12 protein-coding genes are annotated in these 13,795 nt (G+C 55.5%); 7 read left to right on the top strand and 5 right to left on the bottom strand.

The annotated features are described in order from the left end of the window. Window positions 1-412 precede the first annotated feature (412 nt). Together acnB and yacL are read left to right on the top strand one after the other, a co-directional pair. Entirely contained in the window at window positions 413-3,010 is a 2,598-nt protein-coding gene (gene acnB / locus ABIE11_RS14090; protein ID WP_100777596.1) for a bifunctional aconitate hydratase 2/2-methylisocitrate dehydratase, read from the top strand. Between the two features lie 159 nt (window positions 3,011-3,169). Beyond that, window positions 3,170-3,532 carry a protein YacL gene (yacL, locus tag ABIE11_RS14085; protein WP_100777595.1) on the top strand — a complete coding sequence of 121 codons (363 nt, stop codon included), beginning with the start codon at window positions 3,170-3,172 and terminating at the stop codon, window positions 3,530-3,532. Window positions 3,533-3,563: 31 nt separating this feature from the next. On the opposite strand, the gene speD is transcribed toward yacL, so the two are convergent. From speD to ABIE11_RS14070, 3 genes are all read right to left on the bottom strand, one after another. After that, a complete protein-coding gene (speD, locus tag ABIE11_RS14080; RefSeq protein WP_100777594.1) occupies window positions 3,564-4,358 on the bottom strand; it encodes an adenosylmethionine decarboxylase in 795 nt (264 codons plus the stop codon). Between the two features lies 1 nt (window position 4,359). Then, window positions 4,360-5,229: a polyamine aminopropyltransferase gene (gene speE / locus ABIE11_RS14075; RefSeq protein ID WP_123429476.1), complete on the bottom strand. Its 870-nt coding sequence runs from the start codon at window positions 5,227-5,229 to the stop codon at window positions 4,360-4,362. 117 nt (window positions 5,230-5,346) lie between these two features. Continuing rightward, window positions 5,347-5,694: a YacC family pilotin-like protein gene (locus ABIE11_RS14070; RefSeq protein WP_100780766.1), complete on the bottom strand. Its 348-nt coding sequence runs from the start codon at window positions 5,692-5,694 to the stop codon at window positions 5,347-5,349. A 145-nt stretch (window positions 5,695-5,839) separates the two neighbouring features. Here ABIE11_RS14070 and cueO point away from each other — a divergent pair, with 145 nt between their 5' ends. Then, window positions 5,840-7,411, top strand: coding sequence for a multicopper oxidase CueO (gene cueO, locus ABIE11_RS14065; RefSeq protein ID WP_429184738.1), 1,572 nt, complete (start codon window positions 5,840-5,842; stop codon window positions 7,409-7,411). Window positions 7,412-7,496: 85 nt separating this feature from the next. Here cueO and ABIE11_RS14060 read toward each other — a convergent pair whose 3' ends face one another. Next, window positions 7,497-9,887: a glucose/quinate/shikimate family membrane-bound PQQ-dependent dehydrogenase gene (locus ABIE11_RS14060; RefSeq protein WP_429184737.1), complete on the bottom strand. Its 2,391-nt coding sequence runs from the start codon at window positions 9,885-9,887 to the stop codon at window positions 7,497-7,499. Between the two features lie 204 nt (window positions 9,888-10,091). On the opposite strand from ABIE11_RS14060, the gene hpt reads away from it, so the two are divergent. Continuing rightward, a complete protein-coding gene (gene hpt, locus ABIE11_RS14055; protein WP_100777590.1) occupies window positions 10,092-10,628 on the top strand; it encodes a hypoxanthine phosphoribosyltransferase in 537 nt (178 codons plus the stop codon). 106 nt (window positions 10,629-10,734) lie between these two features. Here the strand turns inward: hpt and can are convergent, their stop codons facing one another. After that, window positions 10,735-11,397, bottom strand: coding sequence for a carbonate dehydratase (can, locus tag ABIE11_RS14050; RefSeq protein ID WP_095280808.1), 663 nt, complete (start codon window positions 11,395-11,397; stop codon window positions 10,735-10,737). A 107-nt stretch (window positions 11,398-11,504) separates the two neighbouring features. Between can and ABIE11_RS14045 the strand changes: the two genes are divergently transcribed. From ABIE11_RS14045 to ABIE11_RS14035, 3 genes are all read left to right on the top strand, one after another. Then, window positions 11,505-12,431, top strand: coding sequence for an ABC transporter ATP-binding protein (locus ABIE11_RS14045; protein ID WP_100777589.1), 927 nt, complete (start codon window positions 11,505-11,507; stop codon window positions 12,429-12,431). Then, complete coding sequence (locus ABIE11_RS14040) at window positions 12,428-13,198, top strand: ABC transporter permease (protein WP_100777588.1); 771 nt, start codon at window positions 12,428-12,430, stop codon at window positions 13,196-13,198. Before ABIE11_RS14045 ends, ABIE11_RS14040 begins: the two co-directional genes overlap by 4 nt. Window positions 13,199-13,305: 107 nt before the next feature. Continuing rightward, complete coding sequence (locus tag ABIE11_RS14035; RefSeq protein WP_100777587.1) at window positions 13,306-13,746, top strand: PTS sugar transporter subunit IIA; 441 nt, start codon at window positions 13,306-13,308, stop codon at window positions 13,744-13,746. The last annotated feature ends 49 nt before the right edge of the window (window positions 13,747-13,795 follow it).

The following is a 13,795-nucleotide window of genomic DNA, read 5'->3' as shown; positions in this document are numbered from 1 at the left end:
ATGAGCGTTCTTGTTGCCGCGAGTATATTCACCCGTATTTTGTGGTTTTGATTAATGTTGGGAAATGGCCCGCTGTATCCGGATAAAGAGTGTGAGCATTTATTACACAAATTATATCCGATGGGGAAAAAGGCGTGAGATATTCAGAAGACCGCTCTTGCGAGCGGCCAGCAGTAAACCGCTGAAAGGCGGTTTTTTTGTGCCCGAAAAATCCCGCTCTCCGCGCGCTATACCATCCTTAACGATTCAGCAAACTATTTAATGTTGCTTTTTTGTAAACGGATTAACACTGTGCAGAAATCCTGCTATGCTGCCCGACGCGGTATCGGGCATTTACCCTACAAACTGCTGTCTCACAGGAGCGTGAAGAGAACGCCGACCGCATATGACAATGAGAGCGAGGAGAACCGTCGTGCTAGAAGAATACCGTAAGCACGTAGCAGAACGTGCCGCCGAGGGAATTGTACCGAAACCCTTAGATGCAACCCAGATGGCCGGCCTCGTCGAGCTGCTGAAGAATCCGCCTGCGGGCGAAGAAGAATTCCTGTTAGATCTGTTGATCAACCGTGTTCCGCCAGGCGTCGATGAAGCCGCGTATGTGAAAGCCGGATTCCTTGCTGCCGTTGCCAAAGGCGAAGCAACCTCCCCACTGGTTACTCCTGAAAAAGCGATTGAACTGCTCGGCACCATGCAGGGCGGCTACAACATCCATCCGTTAATTGATGCACTGGACAGCGACGCGCTGGCACCGATTGCCGCAAAAGCGCTGGCACAAACGCTGCTGATGTTTGATAACTTCTACGATGTGGAAGAGAAGGCGAAAGCAGGCAACGTCTATGCGAAACAGGTGATGCAATCCTGGGCTGATGCCGAATGGTTCCTGAACCGTCCTCAGCTTGCTGAAAAAATTACCGTTACGGTCTTCAAAGTGACCGGCGAAACCAACACCGATGACCTGTCTCCGGCCCCGGATGCCTGGTCCCGCCCGGATATCCCACTGCACGCCCTGGCGATGCTGAAAAACGCCCGCGAAGGCATTAATCCCGATCAGCCGGGCGTTGTCGGCCCGATCAAACAGATCGAAGAATTAAATAAGAAAGGCTTCCCGCTGGCGTATGTCGGTGACGTGGTCGGTACCGGTTCTTCGCGTAAATCCGCAACCAACTCTGTGCTGTGGTTCATGGGCGATGACATCCCTCATGTCCCGAACAAGCGCGGCGGCGGTCTGTGTCTCGGCGGCAAAATTGCACCTATCTTCTTTAACACGATGGAAGATGCGGGCGCACTGCCGATCGAAGTGGATGTGAGCGACCTGAACATGGGTGACGTGATTGACGTTTATCCGTTCAAAGGCGAAGTCCGCAACCATGAAACCGGCGAACTGCTGGCCAGCTTCGAGCTGAAAACCGACGTGCTGATCGACGAAGTCCGCGCCGGTGGCCGTATTCCGCTGATCATCGGTCGTGGCCTGACCACCAAAGCGCGTGAAGCGCTGGGCCTGCCGCACAGCGATGTGTTCCGTCAGGCGAAAGACGTGGCGGAGAGCACTCGCGGCTACTCCCTGGCTCAGAAAATGGTTGGCCGCGCGTGCGGCGTGACGGGTGTTCGTCCGGGCGCGTACTGCGAACCTAAAATGACCTCCGTCGGTTCTCAGGACACCACCGGTCCAATGACCCGTGATGAGCTGAAAGACCTGGCGTGTCTGGGCTTCTCATCCGACCTGGTGATGCAGTCCTTCTGCCACACGGCTGCCTATCCGAAGCCGGTAGACGTGACCACACACCACACGCTGCCAGACTTCATCATGAACCGTGGCGGCGTATCGCTGCGCCCAGGCGATGGCGTTATCCACTCCTGGCTGAACCGCATGCTGCTGCCGGATACCGTGGGTACCGGTGGTGACTCCCACACCCGCTTCCCGATCGGCATCTCCTTCCCGGCAGGCTCTGGCCTGGTGGCGTTTGCTGCCGCAACAGGCGTGATGCCGCTGGACATGCCGGAATCCGTTCTGGTGCGCTTCAAAGGCAAAATGCAGCCGGGAATCACCCTACGCGATCTGGTGCATGCGATCCCGCTGTACGCGATCAAACAGGGCCTGCTGACCGTTGAGAAGAAAGGGAAGAAAAACATCTTCTCAGGCCGCATTCTGGAGATCGAAGGTCTGCCGGATCTGAAAGTTGAGCAGGCGTTTGAGCTGACGGATGCCTCTGCCGAGCGTTCTGCGGCAGGCTGTACCATCAAGCTGAACAAAGAGCCGATCGTTGAGTATCTCAGCTCTAACATCGTGTTGCTGAAGTGGATGATCGCAGAAGGTTACGGCGATCGTCGCACCCTCGAGCGTCGCGTTCAGGGTATGGAAAAATGGCTGGCCGATCCGCAACTGCTCGAAGCCGATGCTGACGCGGAATACGCGGCGGTTATAGACATCGATCTGGCGGATATCAAAGAGCCAATCCTGTGTGCACCAAACGATCCTGACGATGCGCGTCTGCTGTCTGACGTGCAGGGCGATAAGATCGACGAAGTGTTCATCGGCTCTTGCATGACCAACATCGGCCACTTCCGCGCTGCCGGTAAGCTGCTGGATACCCACAAAGGCCAGCTGCCAACGCGTCTGTGGGTCGCTCCGCCAACGCGTATGGATGCGGCACAGCTGACGGAAGAGGGCTACTACAGCGTCTTTGGTAAGAGCGGTGCGCGTATCGAAATCCCTGGCTGTTCCCTGTGTATGGGTAACCAGGCGCGTGTGGCTGACGGTGCAACGGTAGTCTCTACCTCGACCCGTAACTTCCCGAACCGTTTAGGGACCGGTGCGAACGTCTATCTGGCCTCTGCGGAGCTGGCGGCTGTTGCGGCGCTGATCGGCAAACTGCCGACGCCGGAAGAGTACCAGACCTTCGTTGCTCAGGTTGATAAGACGGCGGTGGATACCTATCGCTATCTGAACTTCGACAAGCTCTCTCAGTACACCGAGAAAGCCGACGGCGTGATCTTCCAGACTGCCGTGTAAGATGTTACCGGGCGACACCGCGCTGCCCGGCCTGCAAGACAATAAAACCCCGCGTTTTGCCCGCGGGGTTTTTTATTTTCCACTCCTGACACCCGTCCCGCTTTTTATCTCCTCTCTATCTGCGATAATTACGCCAATGGCTCTGCAGAGGAAAACACCATGGATTACGAATTTCTGCGCGATATCACCGGAGTGGTGAAAGTGCGTATGTCGATGGGCCACGAGGTGGTCGGGCATTGGTTTAACGAAGAAGTGAAAGAGAATCTCGCCCTGCTCGACGAAGTCGAAGACGCTGCGCAAACCGTAAAAGGCAGCGAGCGATCCTGGCAGCGCGTCGGACATGAATACACCCTCTGGATGGACGGGGAAGAGGTCATGGTGCGCGCCAATCAGCTTGAGTTTTCAGGCGATGAGATGGAAGAGGGGATGAGCTACTACGACGAAGAGAGCCTGTCGCTGTGCGGCGTGGAGGACTTTTTGCAGGTGGTAGCGGCGTACCGTGATTTCATGAAACAGAAGTAAATCAGCGGAGCTTCCTTGCTCCCCGTGCGCTTTACACGGCCGGAATATTGCGGCCGTAGTAGATTTCGCGCATCTCTTTCCAGAGCAGGTCGGTAATTTCCTTCCGCTCCTCTTCGCTTAAATCTTCTGGCCTGGTATGGAACATGTAATGCTTCAGGTCGAATTCCTTCAGTAACATCTTGGTGTGGAAGATGTTTTCCTGGTAGACGTTCACATCCATCATGTCATACAGCGCCTTCATGTCCTCGGACATAAAGTTCTGAATTGAATTGATCTCATGATCGATAAAATGCTTCATGCCGTTGATATCACGGGTGAAACCGCGCACGCGATAGTCCACGGTGACAATATCGGATTCCAGCTGGTGGATGAGATAGTTCAGCGCATTCAGCGGTGAAATCACCCCACAGGTGGAGACCTCGATGTCAGCGCGGAAGGTACACAGCCCGCCTTCCGGGTGGCTTTCAGGATAGGTGTGCACGCAGATATGGCTCTTATCGAGATGGGCGACCACCGCCTCGGGCAGCGGGCCAGGGTGCTCGGTGGGATCGATAAGCTGCGGGTCGATCGGCTCTTCGCTCACGAGGATTGTGACGCTGGCACCCTGCGGTTCATAGTCCTGACGCGCAATGTTCAGGATATTGGCCCCGATGATGGAGCAGGTTTCTGACAGGATCTCGGTCAGGCGGTTGGCATTGTAGAGTTCATCGATATAGGCGATATAACCATCGCGCTCCTCCGCTGTTTTCACGTAGCAGATATCGTAAATACAAAAACTCAGGCTTTTGGTCAGGTTGTTAAAGCCATGCAGTTTCAGCTTTTTCAATTTAGTTCACCCCCTTAGAGGACAGCGCGTCTTGCAGATATTGTGGCAGGGCAAAGGCCGCCGTGTGGACTGCCGGATTATAGTAGCGGCATTTCAGGCCTGCCTGATGGAAGCGTGCCTGGATTATCTCGGTCGACAGATGGCGTAGCGCCCCGTTATCCGTCGCCCAGGCAAAGGTCATGATGCCGCCGTAGTAGGTCGGGATCGCCGCCTGATAGAAGCTGACGTCACCAAAATAGGTGCTCAGCTTGCGATGGCTGTCGAGGGCTTCGTCCTGCTGCAGGAAACAGACGCCGTTCTGTGCCACGAAAATCCCGCCAGGGTTCAGGCAGCGTTTGCAGCCTTCGTAGAAGGACGAGGTGAAGAGCGTCGCGCCCGGCCCAATGGGATCGGTGCAGTCGGAGATGATCACATCGAAGGTCTGGCTTGTCTGATTAACAAAATTAACGCCGTCGTCGATCACCAGCGTAAAACGCGGATCGTCGTAGCTGCCCGCATTATGATTTGGCAGGTACTGGCGACAGAAAGAGACCACGCCGGCGTCGATCTCGACCATCGTGATACTCTCGACGGTTTTATGGCGGGAGACTTCGCGCAGCATTGCGCCGTCGCCGCCGCCGATAATCAGCACGTGTTTCGCGTGCCCGTGCGCCAGCAGCGGCACATGGGTCATCATTTCGTGATAGATGAACTCATCGCGCTCGGTGGTTTGCACCACGCCGTCCAGCGCCATGACGCGCCCGAAGGCAGCGTTCTCGAAAATGATCAGATCCTGATGATCGGTCTTCTCATGATAAAGCACGTTATCAACGGCAAAGTACTGACCAAACTGGTCATGCAGCGTTTCATGCCACAAGGTGTTATCGGTCACAGGCTGATACCTCCTCTGTTAACATCCATTACACCCACGCAAAATGGGCGCAACATCATAGCCAACAACGACCGCGCATGCACGGCCATCATTGCAACAAAGGGGCGTCGGGAAGGGTTACTTCACGTAGGCGAGCAGGCTCAGCGAATCGCGGGCCAGCGCTTTGCATTTTTTCGCGACAGGAATGCCAATGCCGCTTAAATCGCGGTAACTGTCTTCACCGAGCGCCTTCATGTCAAAGCTATCGTAGTTGCTGAGATCCCATTGGTTTTGCTGGGCAAAAAAAACCAGTGCGCGACGAATCTGCCCGTTGGGTAAATTCTGGTATCCACAATCGTTTTTCAGGAAAACAAAAACTGCCGTCAGATCGGCCATATCTTCCGCTTCGTTTTCACTCAGCGCATAACTGTTCGCACTCATCGCCACCAGGCTGGCGAACAAAATTGTCCTGAAAAACGTCTTCATTGCTTTTACCACTGCGTCACGGAAATTAAACGTTAGCATACTTGATACCAGCGCGACGACCTTTATTATTGCCGCTTTACTTGACCTTCTCCCAAGGGGAGGGTTTAAGCTCAAAATATCGCCTGCACGGAAAAAAGGAATGAACATGCAACGTCGTGATTTTTTGAAATATTCAGCCGTACTGGGGGCTGCCAGCGCATTACCTTTATGGAGCCGCGCCGCATTCGCCGCCGACAGACCCACCCTGCCCATCCCTGATTTACTGACTGCCGACGCCCGCAGTCGCATCCAGTTAATCGTTCAGTCGGGAAAATCGACCTTTGGCGCGCATCAGGCCACCACATGGGGATATAACGGTAATTTGCTCGGTCCGGCGCTTCAGCTTTCCCGGGGCAAACCGGTGACGGTGAATATTCATAATACCCTTGCGGAAGAGACGACATTGCACTGGCATGGCCTGGAGGTTCCAGGTGAGGTCGACGGTGGCCCGCAGGGGGTGATCAAAGCGGGCGGTGAGCGCAGTGTGACCTTTACCCCGGACCAGCACGCGGCGACCTGCTGGTTCCATCCCCATCAGCACGGCAAAACCGGGCATCAGGTGGCGATGGGGCTGGCGGGGCTAGTGCTGATTGAAGACGACGAAAGCCGGATGCTGCGTCTGCCAAAACAGTGGGGCATCGACGATGTGCCGGTGATCGTACAGGACAAGAAATTTACCGCTGAGGGGCAGATTGACTATCAGCTCGACGTGATGAGCGCCGCCGTAGGCTGGTTTGGCGATACGCTCCTCACCAACGGGGCGATTTATCCGCAGCATTCAGTGCCGCGAGGCTGGCTGCGCCTGCGCTTGCTCAACGGCTGTAACGCGCGCTCTCTCAACTTTGCCACCAGCGACCAGCGTCCAATGTACGTGGTGGCGAGCGACGGCGGGCTGCTGGCTGAGCCGGTGAAAGTCAGCGAACTGCCGATGCTGATGGGTGAGCGTTTCGAAGTGCTGGTGGATATCAGCGACGGGAAACCGTTTGACCTCATTACCCTCCCGGTGAGTCAGATGGGGATGGCCGTTGCGCCGTTCGATAAGCCGCATCCGGTGCTGCGCATACAGCCGCTGCGGGTGACGGCCTCCGGTACGCTGCCGGATACGCTGGCGGCCATGCCTGCGCTGCCGTCCCTCGACGGATTAACCCAGCGCAAACTCCAGCTGTCGATGGACCCCATGCTCGACATGATGGGCATGCAGGCATTGATGAACAAATATGGCGATCAGGCGATGGCGGGCATGCACCACGGCCAGTCGATGGGGCATATGAATATGGACCACGGCAAGATGGGCAACATGGGCCATATGAATCACGGCGGCGGGAAAGGGTTTGATTTCCACAACGCCAACCGTATCAACGGTCAGGCCTTTGATATGAATAGCCCGATGTTTGCGGCCAGTAAGGGCCAGTACGAACGCTGGGTGATTTCAGGCGAGGGCGACATGATGCTGCATCCGTTTCACATTCACGGCACGCAGTTCCGCATTATCTCCGAGAACGGCAAAGCGCCGGCGGCACATCGAACGGGCTGGAAAGATACGGTGCGGGTGGAGGGCGGAGTCAGCGAAGTGCTGGTGAAGTTTGAGCATGACGCGCCGAAGGAGTTTGCCTATATGGCCCACTGCCATCTGCTGGAACATGAAGATACGGGGATGATGCTAGGATTTACGGTGTAAAAAAGCCGGGCGGCGTTTTCGCCTTACCCGGCCAGAGTTCTAAAAACGGCAACCCAAAGGTTGCCGTTTTGCATTTCACTCACATCTACTTCACATCATCCGGCAACGCATACGCGACGATATAGTCGCCCATCTTCGTGCCAAATGACCCGTGACCGCCCGCGGAGATGACAACGTACTGCTTGCCATTCGCTTCGTAGGTCATCGGTGTGGCCTGTCCACCGGCCGGCAGACGGCCTTGCCACAGTTTCTCACCGTTAGTCATGTTGTACGCACGCAGGTAGTTATCTGCGGTTGCCGCGATGAACAGGACATTACCGGCAGTAGAGATCGGGCCGCCGAGCATCGGCATACCCATATTGAACGGAACAGGAACCGGCATCGGGAACGGCATGCTGTCCTGTGGCGTACCAATACGTTTTTTCCATACTACCTGGTTCGTTTTCAGATCCAGCGCGGAGATGTAACCCCAGGCAGGCTGTTTACACGGCAGGCCAAACGGAGAGAGGAACGGGTTCAGCGTAACGCCATACGGCACGCCGTACTGCGGCTGAATACCGGCTTCAGTGCCGCTGCCTTTCGCGTCTTTCGGCTGCTCCATCGGGTTACCAGGACCGCGTGGGATCAGCTTCGAGACAAACGGCAGCGCCATCGGGTTGGCAATCGCCACCTGACGGTTAGGATCGACCGAGATACCGCCCCATTCAAACATCCCCAGGTTACCCGGGAAGACCAGCGTGCCCTGCTCAGACGGCGGGGTGAAGATGCCTTCATAGCGCAGCTGATGGAACATCACGCGGCACACCAGCTGATCGAACATTGTGGCGCCCCACATGTCCGCGCCGGTCAGATCTTTCTTCGGACGGAAGCTCAGGTCAGAGAACGGCTGCGTTTTCGAAACGTAATCGCCTTTCGCTGCGCCCTGCGGCACCGGTTTTTCCGGAGCAGGAACCACCAGTTTGCCGTTAGAACGGTCGAGCACGAAGATGTTGCCGGTTTTCGCTGGCGCGTAGATGACCGGAACAGTTTTTCCGTTGACGGTAATGTCGGCCAGCGTTGGCTGGGACGGCATATCCATATCCCACAGGTCGTGGTGAACGGTTTGATAGCTCCAGGCCAGTTTCCCGGTCGTTGCGTTCAGCGCCACGATGGCACTGGCGTAACGCTCCTGCTCTGGCGTGCGGTTCCCGCCCCAGATATCCGGCGTGGTCACGCCCATCGGCAGATAGACCAGATCCAGCTTCGCGTCATACGCAGCCGGTGCCCAGGAGTTTGGTGAGTTAAAGGTGAAGGTGTGTTCATCCGACGGGATGGCGTTAGGATCTTTCGCGCCCGGATCGAAGGCCCACAGCAGTTTGCCGGTGTTCACGTCGAAACCACGAATCACACCAGAGGTTTCACGGGTAGAGAAGTTATCCGTGACAGAACCGGCAATGACGATGGTTTTATCGGTGATGATCGGCGGTGACGTCGGCTCATACAGGCCCGGCGTGGTATCCGGCATGTTGGTCTGCAGGTTGAGGATACCTTTGTTGGCAAAGGTTTCGCACAGCTTGCCGGTTTCGGCGTTGATCGCAAACAGACGGCCATCGTTCACCGGCAGCATGATACGGCGAGGACAGTCAGCCACCACTTCCGGGCTGGCGTTGTCCGCGCGCGCTTCGTGGTAAGAGACGCCACGACAGGTCACGTGCTGGAAGGAGGTGTTGGTGTTCAGCTGCGGATCAAAGTGCCATTTTTCCTTACCGGTCGACGCATCCAGTGCGAACAGACGCTGGTGAGCAGTACACAGGTACAGCATGTCGCCCACTTTGATCGGAGTGACTTCGTTGGTCAACTCACCCGGATCGTTCGGCTGCTTCAGATCGCCGGTACGGAACGTCCAGGCTTCTTTCAGGTTTTTCACGTTATCGGCGTTGATTTGCTTCAGCGGCGAGTAACGTTGTCCTTCCTGATTGCGCCCATACGCTGGCCAGTCGCCGTCAGCCACCTGAGAAATGGCGGCGGCAGGCGTGGAATCGGCACTCAGGGTACCTTTCACTTCCTGCGGATCGTTAAATCCGGCCCAGGTCAGAATGCCACCGGTGATGAGCAACGCCACGACCAGTGCCGCAACCGCACCGCTGGAAGGCCCCAGCAGGCGACGCCAGACAAAGGGCAAGATCAGCCAGATACCAAAGAAGACGAGAATGTCGCTACGCGGCGTGAGCGCCCAGAAATCGAAGCCGACCTCCCAGACACCCCAGACCATCGTTGCGAGCAGAAGTGCTGCGTAAAGCCACAGCGCGGAACGTTTACGCCGCAAAAGCAGGACGGTCACAGCAATCATGACCAGGCCTGCAATCGGGTAGTACCAGGAGCCGCCAAGCGCGACCAGCCATACGCCACCGATTAACAGATACAGCGCGCAGAATGCGGCAAAAGCGGCTGTTAACGTTACCAGTAGACGCGGCTGTTGAGATTTTATTTCAGCCATAGAAAAGTACTCTGTAGTTTGTTAATTATTTGATAGCAATTAATTATAGGTATTAACAAGTGTGATCGGAATCACAAAATGAGCTTTTTGTAACTCATGCGCCAGGCGAATCCATTTGCTGGTATACTGCCGTACTTGTGAATCATTGCCGGACGTATCTGCATCCGCAGTGATAGATTGGTTTTAAATCATACGGTTAGTAATATGAAACATAGTGTTGAAGTGATGATCCCGGAAGCGGAGATCAAAGCGCGTATCGCCGAACTGGGTCGTCAAATCACCGAACGTTATCAGGACAGCGGCAGCGATATGGTGCTGGTGGGTCTGCTGCGCGGCTCATTCATGTTCATGGCAGACCTGTGCCGTGAAGTTCAGGTGTCCCATGAAGTGGATTTCATGACCGCGTCCAGCTACGGCAGCGGTATGTCGACCACCCGTGACGTGAAAATCCTGAAAGATCTGGATGAAGATATTCGCGGCAAGGATGTGTTAATCGTAGAGGATATTATCGACTCCGGTAACACGCTCTCTAAAGTGCGCGAGATCCTGAGCCTGCGCGGCCCGAAATCCCTGGCGATCTGCACCCTGCTGGATAAACCGACTCGCCGTGAAGTTGACGTCCCGGTTGAATTTGTTGGTTTCTCGATTCCGGATGAGTTCGTGGTGGGCTACGGCATCGATTACGCACAGCGTTATCGCCATCTGCCGTATGTTGGGAAAGTGGTACTGCTGGACGAGTAATCTCAGCGGTCTAGCCCGGAAGCGCTGTGCTGACCGGGCCTGTAAAGCGTGAACGGCACATCTTAAGGCCGGGTAAGGCGAAGCCGCCGCCCGGCTTTTTTGCAGGTTATTTGTGGTTAACGTGCTTGAGCTTCAGGTTGGCAATCCCGGAACGGTAGCGCTGCTCCAGGGTTTCGCGATTGGTGGCGGTCACTTCCAGATTGCGCAGCAATCCATCATGGATACCGTACGCCCAGCCGTGAACGGAGACTTTCTGCCCGCGCTTCCATGCTGACTGCATGATGGTGGAGTGGCCAAGGTTATAGACCTGCTCCATCACATTAAGCTCGCACAGGGTGTCGAGGCGACGCTCCTGCGGCATTTCGCCCAGCAGTGAGCTATGTTTGAACCAGATATCGCGAATATGCAGCAGCCAGTTGTCGATCAGCCCCAACTCCGGGTTTTCGACCGCCGCCTGCACACCACCGCAGCCGTAATGGCCGCAGATAATAATGTGCTCAACTTCCAGCACATCAACCGCGTACTGCACGACGGAAAGACAATTGAGATCGGTGTGAATGACCAGGTTTGCGACGTTACGGTGAACGAACAGTTCACCCGAATCAAGGCCTGTCAGGCGTTCCGCCGGGACGCGGCTGTCAGAGCATCCAATCCATAAAAAACGTGGATTCTGCGCCTTCGCCAGCTTCTCAAAAAATCCCGGGTCCTCTTCTACCAGCATTTTTGACCATAGTGCATTGTTGCTGATGAGTGTATCTATGTCATTCATAGAGGTTAACGACCTGTAACCGAGTAATAGCGTTGCGCTAATATAGGGTAACTCGACTTTTATTGAAACCACACAACGTGTGTCAGAACTATAGGTAAGTTTAATTCATGACTATCGCACTTGAGCTTAAGCAGCTTAAAAAAGTCTATCCGGGCGGCGTTCAGGCGCTGCGCGGAATTGATTTGCAGGTCGAAGCGGGGGATTTCTACGCCCTGCTGGGGCCGAATGGCGCGGGGAAATCCACGACCATCGGCATCATCAGCTCGCTGGTGAACAAGTCTTCGGGCAGCGTCGCGGTGTTTGGCTATGATCTCGAAAAAGATGTGGTCAACGCCAAACGTCAGCTTGGGCTGGTGCCGCAGGAATTTAACTTCAACCCGTTTGAAACCGTGCAGCAAATTGTGGTGAATCAGGCGGGTTACTACGGCGTAGAACGTCAGGACGCCATCGAGCGCAGCGAAAAGTACCTCAAACAGCTCGATCTGTGGGAAAAACGCGGCGAACGTGCGCGTATGCTCTCCGGCGGGATGAAGCGCCGTCTGATGATCGCCCGCGCCCTGATGCATGAGCCAAAACTGCTGATCCTTGATGAGCCAACGGCGGGCGTGGATATCGAACTGCGCCGCTCGATGTGGGGTTTCCTGAAGGATTTGAACGACAAAGGCACCACCATCATTCTGACCACCCACTACCTCGAAGAAGCTGAAATGCTGTGCCGCAATATCGGCATCATTCAGCGCGGCGAGCTGGTGGAAAACACCTCGATGAAGAACCTGCTGTCCAAGCTGAAGTCCGAAACCTTTATCCTCGATCTGGCGGCCAAAAGCCCGCTGCCGAAGCTGGAGGGCTATCAGTATCGTCTGGTAGACACGTCGACGCTGGAAGTGGAAGTCCTGCGCGAGCAGGGCATTAACAGCGTCTTTGCGCAGCTGAGCGCGCAGGGCATTCAGGTATTAAGTATGCGTAACAAAGCTAACCGACTGGAAGAACTGTTTGTCTCGCTGGTCCAGGATAAACAAGGAGAGCAGGCATGATGCATCTTTACTGGGTGGCGCTAAAAAGTATCTGGGCCAAAGAGATTAACCGCTTTATGCGCATTTGGGTGCAAACCCTGGTGCCGCCGGTGATCACTATGACGCTCTATTTCATCATCTTCGGGAATCTGATTGGCTCCCGTATTGGTGAAATGCATGGCTTTACCTATATGCAGTTTATCGTGCCGGGCCTGATCATGATGGCGGTGATCACCAACGCCTATGCCAACGTGGCGTCGTCGTTTTTCAGCGCGAAGTTCCAGCGTAACATTGAAGAGCTGCTGGTGGCCCCGGTGCCAACGCACGTCATCATCGCCGGTTATGTGGGCGGCGGCGTAGCGCGCGGGCTGGCGGTAGGGATTCTGGTAACGGCTATCTCGCTGTTCTTCGTCCCGTTCCAGGTGCATTCATGGATGTTCGTGGCGCTGACCCTGCTGATGACCGCGATCCTGTTCTCGCTGGCAGGCCTGTTGAACGCGGTGTTTGCGACCACTTTCGATGACATCAGCCTGATCCCGACCTTTGTCCTGACGCCGCTGACCTATCTCGGTGGGGTGTTCTACTCCCTGACGCTGCTGCCACCGTTCTGGCAGGCGCTGTCGCACCTGAACCCGATTGTCTACATGATCAGCGGCTTCCGCTTTGGCTTCCTCGGCATTACTGACGTGCCGCTGTTTACCACCGTCATCGTCCTCGCCGTCTTCATCATCGCTTTCTATATTCTGTGCTGGTATCTGATTCAGCGCGGACGCGGATTGCGCAGCTAAGCCGCATCCCCGGCAGCACTCTGCCTGCCGGGGCATTTTCTTTGATAGTTATCACCATAAATTAATCTTCACTCCGCTAAACTACTTTCCCCTAAAGGAGAGACGCTATGTTGGGTTGGGTGATTACCTGTCATGATGACGATGCCCAGGCAATGATCGATCGCCTGGAAAAAAAATTGGGTCCGCTGCCTCAGTGCCGGGCGGTGAACTACTGGCGCGGGCTGAGCACCAACATGCTGAGCCGTATGATGTGCGATGCGCTGCATGAGACGGATACCGGTGAAGGCGTCATTTTTATGACCGACAAATCGGGCGCCGCGCCCTATCGCGCCGCCGCGTTGTTGAGTCACAAGCATGAAAACTGTGAAGTGATTTCCGGGATTAACTACGCATTGCTGGAGATGATGTACCCGCTGCGCGAAACGCTGAGCAGCGCGGAGTTCCGCGATACGCTGGTCGGGCAGGAGATCCCCGGCGTCAGCAGCCTCTGGCATCAGCAGCAGAAAAACCCGCCTTTTGTCCTGCTCCACGATCTGTATAAGAATTAAACATTGGTATTGATGTCGCTTTTGCTACAATGGCGACTGATTTTTAGTG

The organism is Lelliottia sp. 489, assembly GCF_050435885.1.
GTDB classification, from domain to species: domain Bacteria; phylum Pseudomonadota; class Gammaproteobacteria; order Enterobacterales; family Enterobacteriaceae; genus Enterobacter; species Enterobacter nimipressuralis.
Note: the sequence above shows the minus strand (reverse complement) of the source record. Positions and strands in the feature narration are given on the sequence as shown.